This window comes from Streptomyces sp. NPDC016677 (assembly GCF_055562815.1).
Genome location: NZ_JBVHEO010000002.1, coordinates 177,908 through 195,352, shown reverse-complemented (window position 1 = coordinate 195,352; position 17,445 = coordinate 177,908). Strand labels below are relative to the sequence as shown.

The window sequence follows — 17,445 nt, the reverse complement described above, 5'->3', positions numbered from 1 at the left end:
GGGTGCCAGACGACGCGGGGGCGTGCCTCCGTCAGCGGGGCTGCACAGGGGCGGGGCCCGAGCTCTGGACCGGAAGTTCGGTGGATCTTGCCATTTCCACGACCCGGGGCAGGCCCGGGCAGTCGTCACTGGAGCGGCCCGCCGGCAGGCCGTCGGGCCGCTCCACGGTCACCAGCGCCGTCCCCAGCTCCGGGTCCTGGCGCAGCCGTGCGGCGGCGGCCGTGCAGGCCAGCTGAGCGACGGCCGTGTCGCTCAGCGCCGCGGCCCGGGCCGGCAGCTCGATGGCGACCGTCGCCCCGTCGGTCCGGATGGCCGGCACCGCGACCCCGCGCGGCAGTTCGGTCGTGAGGCCCAGTGCGCGTTCCTCGCTGTCCGGGCCCCGCAACAGCAGCGACACGGCGCTCGCGGGCTCGGCGGGGACGGCCGCGGTACGGATGACGGGCACCAGAGTCCCCTTCTTCACGAAGTACAGCGGCATCGCGACGGTGGCGGTTTCCGGCACCGGGGCCGTCGGCCAGGTGGCGGCGGTCACCGGCTCCCGGACCCCGCTCGCGGGCGCTCCCGCCTCGATCACCCCGGTCGCGGGGATGCCGCAGGCGGTGATCGGACTGGCGGCACCGAGCAGGGCCAACAGAAGGGGCAGCGCGCGGCGGACCGGCCGGGAGGGGCGGGACACCGGCTGACTCGGGGCGGGGTTCACGGCCGACCTCTTCCTCCCGGCCGTGCACGGCCGGCTCTCTTCTTCCCGGCTGTCTTCCCGGCTTTCTCCGTCCCGCCGTGCACGGCCGGGATCGCTTTCTCCCGGCCGGTCGCCGGCCCCGGCGCGCCGTCCCGCCGCAGCGGGAGGACGACCGTGAAGACGGCGCCGCCGTCCGGATGGTTGCCGGCCCGCACGGTGCCGCCGTGCAGGCGCGCGTTCTCCGCGGTGATCGCCAGCCCGAGCCCGCTGCCCTCGCTGCGGGAGCGCGCGGTGTCCGACTTGTAGAACCGGTCGAAGACGTGCGGCAGCACCGTGCCGTCGATGCCCTCCCCGCCGTCCCTGACCTCGATGACCGCGGACCGGCCGCCCTCGCCGCGCAGACGCACCCGGACCGGCGGCCCGCCGTGCCGCAGGGCGTTGGCGACGAGGTTGGCGACGATCACGTCGAGGCGGCGCGGATCGACCCGGCCGCGCAGCGCCCCGGGCTCCGGCAGCTCGGTCTCCACCGCCTCCTGCCAGCCGCGGGCGGACAGGGTGCGCCGCACCGACTCGGCGAGGTCGATCTCGTCCAGGTGCAGGTCGGCGGCGCCCGCGTCGAACCGGGAGATCTCCATCAGGTCGTTCACCAGACCGGTCAGTTTCGTCGTCTCCTCGCTGATCAGCCGTACGGCCATGGCGGTGTCGTCGTCGAGGCGGACCGCGTCCTCGTCCAGCACGTCGGTCACCGCCGACATCGCGGCCAGTGGTGTGCGCAGCTCGTGCGAGACGTCCGCGGCGAACCGCCGGGCCCCGGCCTCCATGCGCCGCAACTCGGCCACCGACTCCTCCAGCGCGGCGGCGGTCTCGTTGAAACTGTGCGACAGGTCGGCGAGTTCGTCGGAGCCGCGCACGGCGAGCCGGGTGTCCAGCCGGCCCTGCGCGATGTCGCGGGTCGCCCGCCGCAGCTCCCGCACCGGCCGCAGCACCCCGCGCGCGGCCAGCAGGGCGAGTACGACGGCCAGGGCGAGCGCGACCACGATGGCCCGTTCGATGGCGCTGACCAGGGCCTCCACGTACCCCTGTTCCTCCTGCTGCGACACGGTCAGGTACAGCTCCAGGCCGGACCTCTCCCAGCTGTACCGCGGTCCGGCGTAGAGGACGGGCATGCCGACGACCAGTGAGGAGCGGCCGTCCCGTGACACCCGCTGGAACACCGTGGCGGGACCGGAGCCCACGGCCGCACGCATCGCCGGGGACAGCTCCTCGAACGTGTCCCCGGGCGAGGAGGTGGCGCTCAGCTCCCGGTAGGCGGCCAGCACCCGCCAGTTGTCCGCGCGCCCGCCGCGCGCCACGTCCGCGGCGAGCGAGGCCAGGTCCGGCCGGGCGGGCGGGAACGGGTAGTTGGGCGCGAGCGCGTCGACCCGTTCCCGGAAGTCCTCGATCACCGTGTCCTGGCTCTGCTGGAGTACGCCGGTCCGCGCCTCGCGGAAGGTCAGCGCGCCGGTGGTCAGCGTGGCCGCGGCGGCGACGACGGCGAAGGCCACCACCAGCCGCACCCGCAGTCCGCCCAGTGGCCGCGGCAGCCGCCGGACTCGCGCCGGGACGGTCACCGGGACTCCCGGCGGGAGGCGAAGCGGTAGCCGAAGCCGCGCACGGTCTGGACGTACCGCGGCCGGTCCGAGGTCTCACCGAGCTTCGCGCGCAGCCGCTTGACACAGGCGTCCACCAGCCGGGCGTCACCGTGGTAGCTGTGCTCCCACACGGCCTCCAGCAGTTGCTGGCGGCTGAAGACCTGGCCGGGAGCGGCGGACAGGGTGAGCAGCAGGCGCAGTTCGGAGGGGCCCAGGGGGACGGGTTCGCCCTGGTGGGTGACGGTCAGTCCGGCCCGGTCCAGGACGAGGTCGCCGTGGTGCTCGGTGGCCGGCGGGCCGTACGCGGCGGGCGGTCCGCCCACGCGGCGCAGCACGGCGCGGATACGGGCGTCCAGCACCCGGGCGCGGACCGGTTTGACCACGTAGTCGTCGGCTCCGGCCTCCAGCCCGACGACCACGTCGGTGTCGTCACCGCGCGCGGTGGCCATGATGATGGGTATCTGGTCCCGGTCGCGGATACGGCGGCACACCTCCAGGCCGGACATGCCGGGCAGCATCAGGTCAAGGACCACCGCGTCGGGCCGGAACGACCGCACCTGCTCCAGCCCGTCCTCACCCGTCGGGGCGGCGGCCACCTCGTGTCCCTGGCGCCGCAGGGCGAGCCGCAGGCCCTCCCGCACGGCGCGGTCGTCTTCGATGATCAGGACGCGTGGCATGGGGCTCAGTATGCGTGGGTGCGGGCCCGGGCCGTTCCGGCGGGGGCGGCTGTTACAGAGCGGTCCAAAAGCGGTCCCCGGGCGATCACACAGCCCACGCATGCTGAAGGATCATGAACGCACACCGAACGACACCCCGTCCGTCCGTCGCGCGACCCGTGCCCCGGCGCTCGCGCCATGCCCGCGGACGCGGCCGAAAACCGAGGAGACTCTGGGCGGGGCTCGCGGCGGCCGTCGTGCTGTCGGTCCTCGGTGTGCTGGTCGTGAGGGGGCTGACCGGCCCGTCCGGCGGTTCCGACGGTCCGACCGGGGCGGCGGCGCCGATTGCGACGGTGGAGGAGGAGCCGTCCGCCGCGAAGGAGGCCATGGACGAGGCGTCCGCCGACGAGGCCACCGGAAAGGCCACGGAGAAGAAGGAGCGGCCCTCGATCCCGGCCACGGGACCCGGCACGTTCACCACGGCCGGCGGCGAAAGCGAACCCGTCGGCGGTGACCAGCGGTTGCTGACCTACCGGGTCCAGGTCGAGGACGGCATCGGACGGCCGACGGACGCGGTCGCCGCCGAGGTCGAGAAGATACTCGCCGACCCGCGCGGCTGGACGGCCGACGGCAAGGTGGGGTTCCGGAGGGTGTCCGGTGACAGCTCCGACTTCCGGGTACGGCTCGCCACCCCGGGCACGGTCGACGACATCTGCGGCCAGTACGGACTGGACACCGGCGGCGAGGTCAACTGCCGCGTCGGCCAGGACGTCATGGTCAACCTCAAGCGGTGGGAACTGGCCACGAAGTACTACGCGGACGACGTGCCGTCGTACCGCGCCCTGATCATCAACCACGAGGTCGGCCACTTCCTCGGCCACGGCCACGAGACCTGTCCCGGCGAAGGACAGCTCGCCCCGGCGATGATGCAGCAGATCAAGGGACTGCACGGCTGCAAGACCAACGTCTGGCCCTACGACAGCGAGGGCCGGCCCATCACCGGGCCGAGCGTCCCGTGACCCGAGCGCCAGGGCCGATGTCAGTGCCTGGATCTACGGTTCAGTCAGTGGGGTCCGCGGACACGCCTCGGGCCCTGGCCTGGGGAGAGGTCTGCCATGTCGAGGACGTACCTGGAGCTGTCACAGGACGGCGGGGGAGCGCACAAGTTCTACGAGGTGACGGTGGAGGGCACGGCCGTCACCGTGAGCTACGGGCGGATCGGCACCGGCGGGCAGACCCAGACGTCGGCGTTCCCCACGGCCGAGAAGGCGCAGGCCGCGGCGGCCAGGAAGATAGGCGAGAAGGTGCGCAAGGGGTACGCCCCGGCGGTGCGCGGGCAGCGCGCGCCGCGGCCGGTCACCCGCCGGCAGATCACCTCGGCGCCGTCCACGGTGCGTTCGGTCGCCCCGGTGCTGTGGCGGTTCCGGACGGGCTCCGCGGCGTTCGGCATCCACATCGACGAGGAGCACTGCTGGGTGGGCAACCAGGCCGGTGACGTCTACACCCTGGCGCACGGCGGTGAGGTCCTCTCCCACTACCGGCTGCCCGACGGCGTCAAGTGCCTGGTCGCCGACGACTTCTGGATCTACGCCGGCTGCGACGACGGCCGGGTCTACGACCTGTCGTCCAAACTGCCCTTCGCGGCCTACGACATCGCGGCCGACGTCGACATCTTCTGGCTCGACATCCACGAGGGCGTGCTGAACGTCGCGGACCGCGCCGGCCGGCTCACCGTCATCGACCACGAGGACGAGCACCAGTGGGCACGCGGCGGCCACGGCGAGCACGCCTGGATGGTCCGCGCCGACGACCGCGCCGTGTACCACGGTGACAGCGGCGGTGTGACGGCCCACACCCCGGACGGCGGCGCCGAGTTGTGGCACACGCGGACCCGGGGCGCGGTGCTCTTCGGCTGGCAGGAGGACGACGCGGTGTACGCCGGCACGGCCGACCGCGTCGTCCACCGGCTGTCCAAGGAGACCGGCGACGTCGAGGCGACGTACCGCTGCGACAGTTCCGTGTACTCGTGCGCCACCTCGCCCGGCGGGCGGTTCGTGTTCGCCGGGGACGCCGCCTCCTCGGTGTACTGCTTCGACCGGGACGGCACCCGGCTGTGGAAGCTGGGCACGGGCGGCGGTTCGGCGCTGTCCATGCAGTACCGCGACGAGCGGCTCTACCTGGTGACCACGGACGGCTCCCTGGTGTGCGTGGACGCGAGCGAGGCGGCGGTGACGGCCGCTCAGCAGGGCTCGGTGCCGGTCGCCCGGGACGTCAAGCTCGCCGCGGCGCTGCCGACCTACGCGGCGGCGACGGCGGCCGAGTCGGTGACCACGGTCGCCGCGGCCCCGGCCGGGTCGGTGGTCGTGGAGTGTGTGCGGGACGGCGGCCGGACGCGGATCCACGTGGTCTCGGACGGCTACGACTCGTCGTGGAACGTGCAGTTCCCGAGGGCGATCAGGGAACCGGGCGCCCGGTACGTCGTCGACGCGGTGCACGCCTCCGCCGGCGGGTTCTACCGGGTCCGCGGCGACATCAGGAGGCTCGTGTGACCGGACCGGCCGGGTGGTGACGGGCCAGGGCGGCGACCGGCCAGGCGGTGACCTGTCCGCCCAGGCCGCGCCCCGCCCCCCCCGGGCGGCGACGCGCCCTCAGGCGATGGACGCCGAGATGACGGCGGACACCGCCAGGTTGCAGGAGGCCGTGACCCAGACCGCCGGGTGCGGCTCCGGCTCGACCAGCGTCGCGCCCAGCCGCCCGGGCGTGATCAGGTCCACCACCAGGAACGCCACGGCCATCATCACCAGCCCCAGCAGCCCGAACAGCGCGGTGGACACCAGCCCCTTGCCGAAGTCCTCGTACGTCGTCCAGATCGAGGTGAACACGATCGCGCCGATGCCCAGCAACGCCGAGCTGAGCACCGTGGCGGCGTTGCGGTTGCGCTGCTCCCAGATCTGCCGGCCGAGCTTCCCGGGCGTCAGCACGTCGACCAGGACGATGCCGAGGACCAGCAGGACCAGACCGAGGGCGCCGTAGGCGGTGGCCCGGCCGAGTCCGTTGACGATGTCGCTCATGGGTGTGCCGGCTCCGTAGGTGAGAGAAGTCAATGCAAAGAGATGCAAAATGTAGCGCACCTGTTCGGGCGTGCCGAGGTCAGGTGAGAGCGGCAGCGGGAACGGAGGGCACCGGCAATCCCCCTGCGCGCAACCGAACTTGAACCGTTCGTTCTCTTCAACAGTTCAGGTTTGGGGCGTAGGTTCACCGGCATGACCGCCTCCCGGCCCCCGACCACCGCCGAGGAACTGCGCGGCGCCGGTCTGCGGGTGACGGCCGCTCGCGTCGCGCTGCTCGAAACGGTCCGCCACGGCGACCACCTCGACGTCGAGGCCATCACCGCCGGAGTGCGCGACCGCGTGGGCCACATCTCCGTACCGGCCGTGTACGAAGCACTGCACGCGCTCACCAGGGCCGGACTGGTCCGCCGCGTCGAACCGGCCGGCAGCCCGGCCCGCTTCGAGGGGCGGGTCGGCGACAACCACCACCACGTGGTGTGCCGTGCGTGCGGCGCCGTCGCCGACGTGGACTGCGCGGTCGGCCACGCACCCTGTCTGACAGCCTCCGACGACCACGGTTTCACGGTCGACGAGGCCGAGGTCACCTACTGGGGCCTGTGCCCCGCCTGTTCCTCCCATGAGTGATTCCTGAGCACCGAGATCCATGCCCGGAAGGACCCCCATGACCGAGAACCACGACGCGATCGTCACCGACCCGAAGGCCGAGGGTGAAGGCGGCTGCCCGGTCGCGCACGGGCGCGCCGCCCACCCGACGCAGGGCGGCGGGAACCGCCAGTGGTGGCCGGAGCGGCTCAATGTGAAGATCCTCGCGAAGAACCCCCCGGTGTCCAACCCGCTCGACCCGGACTTCGACTACGCCGAGGCGTTCAAGAGCCTGGACCTGCCGGCCGTCAAACGGGACATCGCCGACGTACTGACCACCTCGCAGGACTGGTGGCCCGCCGACTTCGGCCACTACGGCCCGTTCATCATCCGGATGGCGTGGCACAGCGCGGGCACCTACCGGATCAGCGACGGCCGCGGCGGCGCCGGCGCCGGCCAGCAGCGCTTCGCCCCCCTCAACAGCTGGCCGGACAACGCCAACCTGGACAAGGCCCGCCGTCTGCTGTGGCCGGTGAAGAAGAAGTACGGCCAGAGCCTGTCCTGGGCCGACCTGCTGATCCTCGCGGGCAACGTCGCCCTGGAGTCGATGGGCGTCAAGACCTTCGGCTTCGGCGGCGGACGCGAGGACGTCTGGGAGCCCGAGGAAGACGTGTACTGGGGCCCCGAGACCACCTGGCTCGACGACCGGCGCTACACCGGCGACCGCGAGCTGGAGAACCCGCTCGGCGCTGTCCAGATGGGCCTGATCTACGTCAACCCCGAGGGCCCCAACGGCACCCCGGACCCGCTGGCCGCGGCCCGCGACATCCGTGAGACGTTCGGCCGGATGGCGATGAACGACGAGGAGACCGTCGCACTGATCGCCGGCGGCCACACCTTCGGCAAGACCCACGGCGCCGGGCCGGCGGACGCCGTCGGCGCCGACCCCGAGGCCGCCTCCATGGAGGAGCAGGGCCTGGGCTGGCGCAGCACCTACGGCACCGGCAAGGGCGCGGACGCCATCACCTCCGGCCTGGAGGTCACCTGGACCTCGACGCCCACCCGGTGGAGCAACGGCTTCTTCGACAACCTCTTCGGCTACGAGTGGGAACTGACCAAGAGCCCGGCGGGCGCCCACCAGTGGAAGCCGAAGGACGGCGCGGGCGAGGGCACGGTCCCGCACGCCCACGACGCCACCAAGAAGATCGCGCCGAACATGCTCACCACCGACCTGGCGCTCCGTTTCGACCCGGTCTACGAGCCGATCTCCCGCCGCTTCCACGAGAACCCCGAGGAGTTCCAGGCCGCCTTCGCCCGCGCCTGGTACAAGCTGACCCACCGCGACATGGGCCCGAAGTCCCTCTTCCTCGGCCCCGAGGTCCCCCAGGAGACGCTGCTGTGGCAGGACCCGCTGCCGGAGGCCGAGGGCGAGCCGATCGGCGCCGCCGACGTCGAGGTCCTCAAGACGAAACTCCTCGACTCCGGCCTGACCGTCTCCGACCTGGTCTTCACCGCCTGGGCGTCGGCGTCCACCTTCCGCGGCAGCGACAAGCGCGGCGGCGCCAACGGCGCCCGCGTCCGCCTGGAGCCGCAGCGCACCTGGGAGGTCAACGAGCCCGACCGGCTCGCCACCGTGCTGAGCACGCTGGAGAGCGTCCAGCGGGACTTCAACGCGGGCAGCACCCGGCAGGTGTCGCTGGCCGACCTGATCGTCCTCGGCGGCTCGGCAGCCGTCGAACGGGCCGCCAAGGAGGCGGGCTTCCAGATCGAGGTCTCGTTCGCCCCGGGCCGGGTGGACGCCTCGCAGGAGGAGACGGACGCCGAGTCGTTCGCCGCGCTGGAGCCGACCGCCGACGGGTTCCGCAACTACCTGGGCAAGGGCAACCGGCTGCCCGCCGAGTACCTGCTGCTCGACCGGGCCAGCCTGCTGACCCTCAGCGCCCCGGAGATGACGGTCCTCGTCGGCGGTCTGCGCGTGCTCGGCGTGAGCCACCAGCAGTCCCGGCTCGGTGTCCTCACCACGACCCCCGGGGCCCTGACCAACGACTTCTTCGTCAACCTGCTCGACCTGGGCACGACGTGGAAGGCGACGTCCGAGGACCAGACCACCTTCGAGGGCCGGGACGCCGCCACCGGCGAGGTCAAGTGGGCGGGCAGCCGCGCCGACCTCGTCTTCGGCTCCAACTCCGAACTGCGGGCGCTCGCCGAGGTGTACGCGAGCGACGACGCCAAGGAGAAGTTCGTGCGCGACTTCGTCGCCGCGTGGGTCAAGGTCATGAACCTGGACCGGTTCGACCTGGTCTGACCCCGGAGGGACCGGCCTCGCCCCGAAAAGGCCGGCCTGCTCCGGTCCCGGAGAGGCCGGCCTGGTCCAGGAGGGACCGGGGGCGCCCCGCCCGGCACCGCCGCGGCGGGGCGCCCGTCACCCGGTCAGATGGCCGAGCACCGCCCGCGCCGCGCGCCGCACCGCCGCGCGTGACTCCTCGGTCAGATCGAGGGTCTCGAACCCGTGGTGTCCGTGCGGTACGTCGATCACCTCGACGTCGGTCCCGGCCGCCCGGGCCGCGGTGAGGAACTCCTCGACGGTGGCGGCGATCTCGGGCAGCTCCAGCCCGACCCGGGTCAGGACCACGGGCAGTCCGCCCGCGCCCGCCACCGCCTCGGCCGGACGGAAACGGCCGCCGGGCAGGCCCCAGTTCGGCAGCGGGGCGAGGATCGGGTACGTGGCGGCCAGACAGCGCAGCCAGGGCGGGGGAGCGCTCAGCCACTCCGCCGCGAGCGGCCCGCCGCCGGAGAAGAACCACAGCGCCACCCGGTCCGGGTCCACCCGTGGATCGGCCCGCACCGCCTCCACCGCCGCGGCCACGTCGGCGGCGGCGGCCGGGTAGTCGGCGATCCCGTGCAGCCGGTGCTCGACGGTGGCGGCCACCACGCCCCGGGCGGCGGCGTACCCGGCGTACCCCTGGAACAGCGGCCAGTCCCGCGGCCCCGGCCGCGCACCGGCGGGCAGCGGACCGCCGTGCACGAACAGCACCGCGGGGCGCGGGCCTTCGGCGTCCGGCGGGTACAGATCGACGTGCCCGGTCCGCTCGCGCTCCCGCTCCGGGACGTCCAAGGGGAACGGCCGCAGATGCGCGGGCGGCCGTGCGGCGTCGAACGGGGCGAGCCGGTGTCCCCCGCCGGCCGCGGCCCGCAGCAGGACCCGGGCCAGTTCGGCGGGGCAGGACAGCATCGGCCAGTGCCCGGTGGGCAGTTCGAAGAACGGCACCCCCGCTTCGGCCAGGGCGCCCAGCGCGGGGTCACCGAAGTCGACCTGGAGCTGGAGCATCCCGATGCCCGCCCCGTTGCCGGTGCACAGCACTCCGGTGGCGGGCACCGAGGCCACCGCCGCGGTCAGCCGCAGCGGCTGGAGCAGCGTGCCCAGGGGCTGCGGCGCGGCGCGCGCGGTGAGCCGCTCCAGCACGGCGTCCGGGACGCCGGCGGTACTGCCCCAGCGCGGCCACTCGTCCCGGCCCGGCGGCAGCAGCACCCCCTCGAAGCCGTCCCCTGCTTCCGTCCCCCGCGCAGCCGCCTTCTCCCGCAGCGCCGGGTCGGGCACCGCGGCCAGCGCCGGCACCCCGTCCCGCGGCATCCCCGCGTCCAGGTACACGACCCGCGCGACCCGTTCGACGCGCCGGGCGGCGGCCCCCAGCGCCGGATGGATGCCGTAGTCGTGACCGACGAGCACGATCTCCCGGCCGGACCCGCCGGACCCGCCGGACCCGCCGGACCCGCCGGACCCGCCGGACCCGCCGGACCCGGCTCCGACCGAGTCGATCACCGCGAGGACGTCCGCGATGTGCGTCTCCAGGTCGACACCGCCGACACCGCCGACATCGCCGGCACCGCCGACGCCTGGTGGCCCGTCGAGCCCGGTCAGGGCCACCGGACGGGCCTCGGCGCCCGCCTCGGCCAGCCGCGCGGCCGTCTCCTCCCACACCCACGCGCCGGTGAACCAGCCCGGCACCAGAACGAATACGGTCATGACCCTCTCCTCGGCAGTGGTGACACCGCGGTCCGGCCGCTGACCGGCCCGCGCTCGCCGGTACCGTAGAAACTCCCCCAGAGGGAGGTTCAAGTGCTCGCACCGCACGACGGCCCGCACGGCAGCGCGCACGACCGCGCGCCCGACGGTCGGCTCGGCATCGGCGAACTGGCCGAGCGGGCGGGCGTCACCGTCAAGACCGTCCGCTTCTACTCCGACCGCGGCCTGCTGCCGGAGACCTCCCGCACCTTGGGCGGCCACCGCCGCTACGGTGCCGAGGCACTCGACCGGCTACGGCTGATCCGCTCCCTGCGCTCCCTCGGCCTCGGCGTCCCCGAGATCCGCCGCGTCCTCGACGAGGGGGACGAAGGCGACGCGGGCCGCGTGCTGGAGGGCGCCGTCGCCGGGCACCTGCGCTCCCTGGGCTCCCAGCTCATGGCGTTGCGCTGGCGGGAGGCGGCGCTGCGGCTGGTCCAGGAGTGCCCGCCGGACGAACGGGCCGACCGGCTCCGCCTGGTCGGCGCGGTGACCGCCCCGCCGAGCACCGCGCCGCTGGCCCGTTTCTGGCGTGGCTGGCTGCCGCCGCGGATGCCGCCGCGTTCCGTCACCGCCTTCCTGGAGGCGGCGGTCCCGCAGCCGCCCGACGACCCGGCACCGGCGCAGGTACTGGCGTTCGCCCGGCTCAACGCCCTGACCACCGCCCCGTGTACGCCCTCCGCCCGGCCCCAGCCCGAGGCACACCGCACGGCGGGCGCCCGCGGCGCGGCCGTCCTGTACGCGGCCCTGGCCGAGGCGTACGACCTGGCCGGGGTGCACCTGCGCCGGGACCACGCGCCGCGTCCGGGTGAGGCACTGGACTGCTTCGTCAGCGCGTACACGGCCGCGTACGGCACCCGGGACACCCCGGGCTTCCGCCGCCTGCTGGCCGGGCAGCTCACGGCCGACCCGCGCATCGACCGCTACTGGGACCTGGTCACCGAGGTGATCACCGCACCGGGCGCCCGTCCGGAACCGACCCCGGGCTCCGCGCACGACTGGCTGCTCACGGCGCTGACCGGCCAGACGGCCGGCACGGCGGCCTGAGCCGCCCCGGCGACGGCGCCGGCCCGGGTGCCGCGGACTCCGGGGCGGCGCTCATCCGGGGCGTCGGCGTGGGTGTTCCACGGGCGTTCCACGGGGCTCGGCCTGGACGTCGTGGCGCGGGCCGTCCGGGCCACGGACGGGGGCCGGCGATCGGCCGGGGCACCGCTGGGCGGCGCGCGGGTACGGGTGTCGCTCGCCGTGGTGGGCGGGGGCCGAGGAGGCGCCGGGTCAGCGGCCGGCGCCGAAGTCCTGCGTCCACCAGGGGCCGCCGTCACCGGTGTGGACGCCGATGCCCATCTCCTCGAAGTCGCAGTCGAGTATGTTCGCGCGGTGACCGGAGCTGTTCATCCAGGCATCCGTCACGGCCTCGGCGTCGGCCTGGCCGCGCGCGATGTTCTCGCCCAGCGCCGACCACTGGTATCCGGTCGCCTCGACGCGGGAGGCCATCGTGGAGCCGTCGGGACCGGTGTGGGACATCACGCCGCTCGCGGCCATCACGTCGCTGTAGTCGTCCGCGGCCTCGGTCAGCCGGGCGTTCTCGGTGAGCGGGGAGCATCCGGCCGCCGCCCGTTCCCCGTTGGCCAGCGCGAGGACCCGCGCCTCGGGACCGCCGGAGACGGACGCGGTGCCCGCCCCCGTGTCGGCGTCCGAACCCGGCCCCGAACCCGCCCGCGAGTCCGTACCCGTGTCGCCGCTGCCACCACTGACGGACGGCCGGTCGCCGGTGCCGCCGCCCGTCGCCGCCCGGGAGGACGTCTCGGCGGCGGGCTCGGCCGTCCTGGCCGGGCTCGCCTTCTTCTTCGCCGCGGAGGGGGTGGCGCTCTTACTCGGCGAGGGGCTCACCGAGGCGCTCGCGGTGGCCGACGGCGACGCGGTGGACGACGTGCTCGTCGGGTCGGCGGCGGCGGTGGAGCCGTCGGCGGCGCTCGCGGCGACGTGGTCCGACCGTCCGTCGTCCTCGCCCCCGACGGTCACCAGCGTGATCCCGACGCCGGCCGTGACGGTGACGGCGCCGAGCACCAGAGCGGTGCCGCGCGCCCGTCGTCCCCCGGACGGGCGGGCGTGGGAGCGGGACGGACGGCTCGGCGGGAACCCATGCGCGGTGCACCTCGGCTGGTCGATCGGCGGACAGGGCCCGGCGGACGCGACCGCGGCCACCGGGACTGTGTGGGGGGTGCCGAGAGCCTAGGGCGGCCCGGTACGGAACACGGGCCCCGGAAGGCCGACTTCAGGAAGCCTTGAGGAAGCGATCGGACTCCCTTGAGGAACCGGGCCCGGACCGGGCCGCCGCGTCAGCCGTGGTACGTGATGTAGCCGTTGCCGTCCCGGTCATCGGCCTTCTTGGTGTACGAGTGGACGTCTGCCCGGCTGCCGGTGGGCTTGACCAGGTAGATCGTGTCCTTGTCGTTGTTCCACATGAAGTTGCAGTTCTGCCGGTAGACGACGTTCTTGGCGTCGGAGTCGGTGCCGCGCCCGCCGCGCAGCTTCACCGAGTCGCCGGGCTCCAGCTTGTGCGTCGTCTTGAACGTGAACTTGTTGCCCGCGCCGTCCTTGACCAGGTACCCCTTCAGGTTCACGGTCTTCGTGCGCGAGTAGTTCCTGATCGTCAGGTACTCGTTCTTCGTGTTGCCCCCGGAGCATTTGTTGGAGTCCTTGCCGGGAGCGTCGTACTGGATCCCCTCGACCTTCAGCGCCGAGGAGTACTCGGCAGCCTGGGCCGGTACGGCGGCGGCGAGGCCGAGGGTGCCGACCGCGGCGACGGCGGCGGTCGCCGTCAGGGCAGGGCGTATACGCATGAGGAAATCCCCCTCAGTGGAGCGAACGGAACGACCGGAGCATACCGAGGGGGTGACGCGGAGGTGACGGAGAGGTGAAGAAAGTGTGTGCCGGGTCCGCTCAGACGGCGAACTCGGTCGGCGGCAGGCCGAGGGCGGTGCACGCCTCGCGGACGGCCTGCTGCTCGGCCGGTTCGAAGACGCCGTCCGCCCCGGCGACCACGATGCCGGTCTGGATGACCGCGCGGGCCTCGGCGGGCTTCTTGGCGGCCTTGGCGATCACCTGGAGAGCCTCCGCCTTGCCCGCGTGGAAGTCGGTGAGCAGCCGGTCCACATGCTGGTTGAACCGCTGGCGGAGCTGGTCGGCGGGGAAGTTCTGCAGAACGTCGTTGGTGACGATCAGCTCCTCCACCCGCTGCCGCTCGGCCGGCTCCACCTGTCCGTCCGCCGCGGCCACCAGCGCGCACATCGCCATGCTCGCGTCCCGGTAGGCACCGCTCTTCAGCTCCGTCTTGACCGACGCCAGCTGCGACTTGAACAGACCGATGAGCTGCGCCTTGGTGCCGCCGGAGGACGACCCCGAGCCGTGACCCTGACCCTGGCCGTGAGCACCGTGGGCGCCCTGCCCCTGACCGCCGTACGGGCTCTGCCCCTGACCGCCGTACGGGCTCTGCCCCTGGCCGTGGCCACTGCCTGTGCCGCGCGCGCTCTGGGACTGCTGGAGGTTCTTGGCCTGGTCCTTGATCCGGTCCCACATCGCCACTGGTGCCACCTTCTGCCGCTGTCGTGTACGTCTGCTGTCGCACGAGGTCTGCTGTTCGTGCGAGGCGTGCTGTGCGCATGCCGTCGAGCACGCTACTGCGTGCCCATCCGATCAAACGTCTCCGGACGGCACGCGGTTCCCGTGGGCAAAGGAAAAGCAAAACCGCCGGCGTTCCGCCACCGGGACGGCCGCACGGGACACGGGCCCAACTCGCGTGCCGGCGACCGCCCTTCTGCCTCTACTCTTCTACATGCACGTAGAAACACCTGTCTCATGAAGGAGTGGACGCCACGATGGTGTTCAAACGACTGCTCGGCTCGCTCGGCGTGGGCGGACCCACGGTCGACACGGTCCTCGCCCCGGGCGCTGCCCGCCCCGGTGCGGCGCTCACCGGTGAGGTCCGGCTCAAGGGCGGCACCGCCGACTTCGACGTCGAGCACATCGCGCTGGAACTGGTGGCGCGGGTCGAGGCCGAGCACGCCGAGGGCGAGAGCGAGGGCGCGGTCGTCTTCGACCGGTTCCTCGTCGGCGGCGGATTCCGGCTCGCCGAGGGCGAGGAGCGCGCCGTGCCGTTCAGCGTGCCGCTGCCGTGGGAGACCCCGGTCACCGAGCTGTACGGGCAGGGCCTGGGCATCGTGCTCGGCGTGCGCACCGAACTGTCGGTGGCGGGCGCCCGCGACAAGGGCGACCTGGACCAGCTCACCGTGGCACCGCTGCCCGCCCAGGAGGCGATCCTGGAGGCGCTCGGCCAGCTCGGCTTCGGTTTCCGCTCCGCCGACCTGGAGTACGGCCGGATCGGCGGCACCGGGCAGCAGCTGCCGTTCTACCAGGAGATCGAGCTGGTCCCGGCCCCGCGGTACGCCCACCAGGTCAACGAGATCGAACTGACCTTCCTCGCCCACCCCGGCGGCCTGGAGGTCGTCCTGGAGGCCGACAAGCGCGGCGGGTTCTTCACCGAGGGGCACGACGCCCTCACCCGCTTCACCGTCGGCCACCACGACGTGCGCGACTGGAACGCCGAGGTCGACGGCTGGATCCGGGAGCTGATCGACCACCGGGCCTCCTACGGTTCGCACGCCTCGTACGGGCACCACGGGCACGAGGAGCACCACGGCGGCCACCACGACGGTCACCGCTCCGGCCCGGGCATCGGCACCGCCGTCGCCGCCGGTGCCGCGGGCCTGGCCGTGGGCGTCGTCGGCGGGATGGTCGCGGCCGAAGTCGTCGACGAGGTCGGCGACTTCTTCGAGGGCGACGACGAAGGGGACGAGGAGGACGAGGGCTGAGCCCACCGGCCGGCGACGGACGGAACGAAGGGACTGAAGGGCGCTCGGCGGCCCCTTTACGCACGGGGCGCCCTTCACCCTGAGCGCGCCATGGGGCGCCCGAACGCACGTGGCTCGCACGGCAGTTGTGGAGCGCCCCTGGCGTGCTCCGGCTGCCCCGGGGTCTTCCGTGAAGCGGCGCTTACCGTTCGGGACGGTCGGAAAGGCTGTCGGCGTGCATCCGGCGGACGCCGGTGCCGTGTCGGAGCGCTCGGGACGGACGGTGCCCACCGGACCGTTCCCGGGCGCGCCGCACGCCACGACCAAGGAGGACCTCCCATGCCGCCCACAGCCGACGACCGCGCGCTCTTCGACGAACTGCGTGAACTGCTGGCCGCCACCGTCGAGGACGTGTCCGTCGAGGAAGTCGGCCTCGACAGCGACCTGAAGGACGACCTCGGTGTCGACTCGCTGGCCCTGCTGGAACTGATCGCCGCGATCGAGGACCGCTGGCAGGTCCAGGTCCCGGTGGACGACGCGGCGGGACTGACCACGGTCCGCGAGATCGTCGACCATCTTCTCTCCGTGGCCCCCGCTCCGGCCGGTGGCGCCGCGTGAGCCCACGGGACCGGGCCGCGCGGGCCCGTGACGAGACCGCCGCCGTCGTCACGGGGCTGGGCATGACCACGGCCCTGGGCGGTGACGTCCCGTCCACCTGGGCGGCCCTGCTGGACGGCGCCTGCGGGGTCGAGAGCCTCGACCTCGGTGCCCCGGACGGCCCGCCCCAGGTGTATCCGGCGGCGCCCGCCGCCGTGGACCCCGGCTCGGAGCTGTCGCCCGCCAAGGCCGCGCACTGCGACCGTTCCGCGCAGTTCGCCCTGGTCGCGGCGCGGGAGGCGCTGCGCGACGCCGGCCTGGAGGGGACGTCCCTGGCGGGAGGCGGCTCCCGGGTCGTCGTCATCGTCGGTGTGGGGCTGGGCGGGCTCCTCAGCATCCTGGAGCAGAACCGCAGGCTGGAGGCCGGCGGTCCCGGCCGGGTCAGCCCCCGGGCCATCCCGGTCATGCTGCCCAACCACGCCGCCGCCGAGGTGGGCCTGATGGTCGGCGCCACGGCCGGTGTGCACACCCCGGTCAGCGCCTGCGCGTCCGGTGCCGAGGCCCTCGCCCAGGCCCTCGCCCTGATCCGGGAGGACCGTGCCGACGTGGTGATCGCGGGCGGCGCGGAGGCCGGCCTGCACCCCCTGGTCTTCGCCGGGTTCGCCCGGCTGCGCGCCCTGTCCCGGCGGTGCGACGACCCCGAGCGGGCGTCCCGTCCGTTCGACGCCGACCGCGACGGCTTCGTGATGGGGGAGGGCGCCGGCATGCTGGTGGTGGAGAGCGCCGGGCACGCCGCGGCCCGCGGTGCCCGGGTGCACGGCCGCCTGACCGGGGCGGGCATCACCAACGACAGCCACCACGTCGCCCAGCCGGCGCCCGGCGGCACGGGCTGCGCAGCCGCCGTGACCGCCGCCCTCGACGACGCCGGTCTCTTACCGGAGGAGGTCCGGCACATCAACGCGCACGCCACCTCCACGCCCGTCGGCGACCTCAGCGAGGCCCAGGCCCTGCACACGGCGTTCGGGAAGGTGCTGGACGACGTGGCGGTCAGCGCGACCAAGGCGGCCCTCGGGCACACCCTGGGCGCCGCCGGAGCCATCGAGGCCGTCACCACCGTCCTCGCCCTGCGGGACAGAACGGCGCCGCCCACCCGCAGCCTCGAACGCGTGGACCCGGCGATCGGTCTGAACGTGGTCGGCCGCCGTCCCGAACCGCTGCCCGCCGGACCGCTGGCGGCGGTCAGTACGAGCATGGGTTTCGGCGGGCACAACGTCGCGCTGGCCTTCACCACCGTCCCGTGAGCCACCACCGACGCCTCA

At 73.7% G+C, this 17,445-nt stretch carries 16 protein-coding genes; 8 read left to right on the top strand and 8 right to left on the bottom strand.

Annotated elements, in window-relative coordinates; genetic code table 11:
* Positions 1-31: 31 nt before the first annotated feature.
* From ACZ3IG_RS06190 to ACZ3IG_RS06180, 3 genes are read right to left on the bottom strand one after another with little or no spacing between them, the layout of a single operon-like run.
* Positions 32-700, bottom strand: coding sequence for a GerMN domain-containing protein (locus tag ACZ3IG_RS06190; protein WP_467429516.1), 669 nt, complete (start codon positions 698-700; stop codon positions 32-34).
* Positions 697-2,262 (bottom strand): ATP-binding protein, encoded by a 1,566-nt coding sequence (locus tag ACZ3IG_RS06185; RefSeq protein ID WP_467430517.1) that lies wholly within the window; start codon positions 2,260-2,262, stop codon positions 697-699. Before ACZ3IG_RS06185 ends, ACZ3IG_RS06190 begins: the two co-directional genes overlap by 4 nt.
* Before the next feature lie 23 nt (positions 2,263-2,285).
* Positions 2,286-2,987, bottom strand: coding sequence for a response regulator (locus tag ACZ3IG_RS06180; RefSeq protein ID WP_467429515.1), 702 nt, complete (start codon positions 2,985-2,987; stop codon positions 2,286-2,288).
* A gap of 239 nt (positions 2,988-3,226) precedes the next feature.
* Between ACZ3IG_RS06180 and ACZ3IG_RS06175 the strand changes: the two genes are divergently transcribed.
* Entirely contained in the window at positions 3,227-3,985 is a 759-nt protein-coding gene (locus ACZ3IG_RS06175) for a DUF3152 domain-containing protein (protein WP_467430514.1), read from the top strand.
* Between the two features lie 96 nt (positions 3,986-4,081).
* Complete coding sequence (locus tag ACZ3IG_RS06170; protein ID WP_467429514.1) at positions 4,082-5,515, top strand: WGR domain-containing protein; 1,434 nt, start codon at positions 4,082-4,084, stop codon at positions 5,513-5,515.
* A gap of 99 nt (positions 5,516-5,614) precedes the next feature.
* Here ACZ3IG_RS06170 and ACZ3IG_RS06165 read toward each other — a convergent pair whose 3' ends face one another.
* On the bottom strand, positions 5,615-6,037 hold the full coding sequence (locus ACZ3IG_RS06165) for a DUF350 domain-containing protein (RefSeq protein WP_215166278.1): 423 nt from the start codon (positions 6,035-6,037) through the stop codon (positions 5,615-5,617).
* 192 nt (positions 6,038-6,229) lie between these two features.
* On the opposite strand from ACZ3IG_RS06165, the gene ACZ3IG_RS06160 reads away from it, so the two are divergent.
* Entirely contained in the window at positions 6,230-6,661 is a 432-nt protein-coding gene (locus ACZ3IG_RS06160; protein ID WP_467429510.1) for a Fur family transcriptional regulator, read from the top strand.
* 37 nt (positions 6,662-6,698) lie between these two features.
* Complete coding sequence (katG, locus tag ACZ3IG_RS06155; protein ID WP_467429509.1) at positions 6,699-8,924, top strand: catalase/peroxidase HPI; 2,226 nt, start codon at positions 6,699-6,701, stop codon at positions 8,922-8,924.
* A gap of 117 nt (positions 8,925-9,041) precedes the next feature.
* On the opposite strand, the gene ACZ3IG_RS06150 is transcribed toward katG, so the two are convergent.
* Positions 9,042-10,643, bottom strand: a complete 1,602-nt coding sequence (locus ACZ3IG_RS06150; protein WP_467429508.1) for an alpha/beta hydrolase family protein — start codon at positions 10,641-10,643, stop codon at positions 9,042-9,044.
* A 93-nt stretch (positions 10,644-10,736) separates the two neighbouring features.
* Between ACZ3IG_RS06150 and ACZ3IG_RS06145 the strand changes: the two genes are divergently transcribed.
* Entirely contained in the window at positions 10,737-11,726 is a 990-nt protein-coding gene (locus ACZ3IG_RS06145; protein WP_467429506.1) for a MerR family transcriptional regulator, read from the top strand.
* Between the two features lie 228 nt (positions 11,727-11,954).
* On the opposite strand, the gene ACZ3IG_RS06140 is transcribed toward ACZ3IG_RS06145, so the two are convergent.
* From ACZ3IG_RS06140 to ACZ3IG_RS06130, 3 genes are all read right to left on the bottom strand, one after another.
* Complete coding sequence (locus tag ACZ3IG_RS06140) at positions 11,955-12,749, bottom strand: CAP domain-containing protein (protein WP_467430512.1); 795 nt, start codon at positions 12,747-12,749, stop codon at positions 11,955-11,957.
* A gap of 269 nt (positions 12,750-13,018) precedes the next feature.
* Positions 13,019-13,522, bottom strand: a complete 504-nt coding sequence (locus tag ACZ3IG_RS06135; RefSeq protein ID WP_467429505.1) for a lamin tail domain-containing protein — start codon at positions 13,520-13,522, stop codon at positions 13,019-13,021.
* A gap of 100 nt (positions 13,523-13,622) precedes the next feature.
* Positions 13,623-14,258: a tellurite resistance TerB family protein gene (locus ACZ3IG_RS06130; protein WP_467430510.1), complete on the bottom strand. Its 636-nt coding sequence runs from the start codon at positions 14,256-14,258 to the stop codon at positions 13,623-13,625.
* Between the two features lie 299 nt (positions 14,259-14,557).
* Between ACZ3IG_RS06130 and ACZ3IG_RS06125 the strand changes: the two genes are divergently transcribed.
* The 3 genes from ACZ3IG_RS06125 (at position 14,558) to ACZ3IG_RS06115 (ending at position 17,427) form a co-directional block, all read left to right on the top strand.
* A complete protein-coding gene (locus tag ACZ3IG_RS06125; protein WP_467429504.1) occupies positions 14,558-15,550 on the top strand; it encodes a sporulation protein in 993 nt (330 codons plus the stop codon).
* A 318-nt stretch (positions 15,551-15,868) separates the two neighbouring features.
* Positions 15,869-16,147, top strand: coding sequence for an acyl carrier protein (locus ACZ3IG_RS06120; RefSeq protein WP_467429502.1), 279 nt, complete (start codon positions 15,869-15,871; stop codon positions 16,145-16,147).
* Complete coding sequence (locus tag ACZ3IG_RS06115) at positions 16,144-17,427, top strand: beta-ketoacyl-[acyl-carrier-protein] synthase family protein (protein ID WP_467429500.1); 1,284 nt, start codon at positions 16,144-16,146, stop codon at positions 17,425-17,427. Before ACZ3IG_RS06120 ends, ACZ3IG_RS06115 begins: the two co-directional genes overlap by 4 nt.
* Positions 17,428-17,445: the final 18 nt, after the last annotated feature.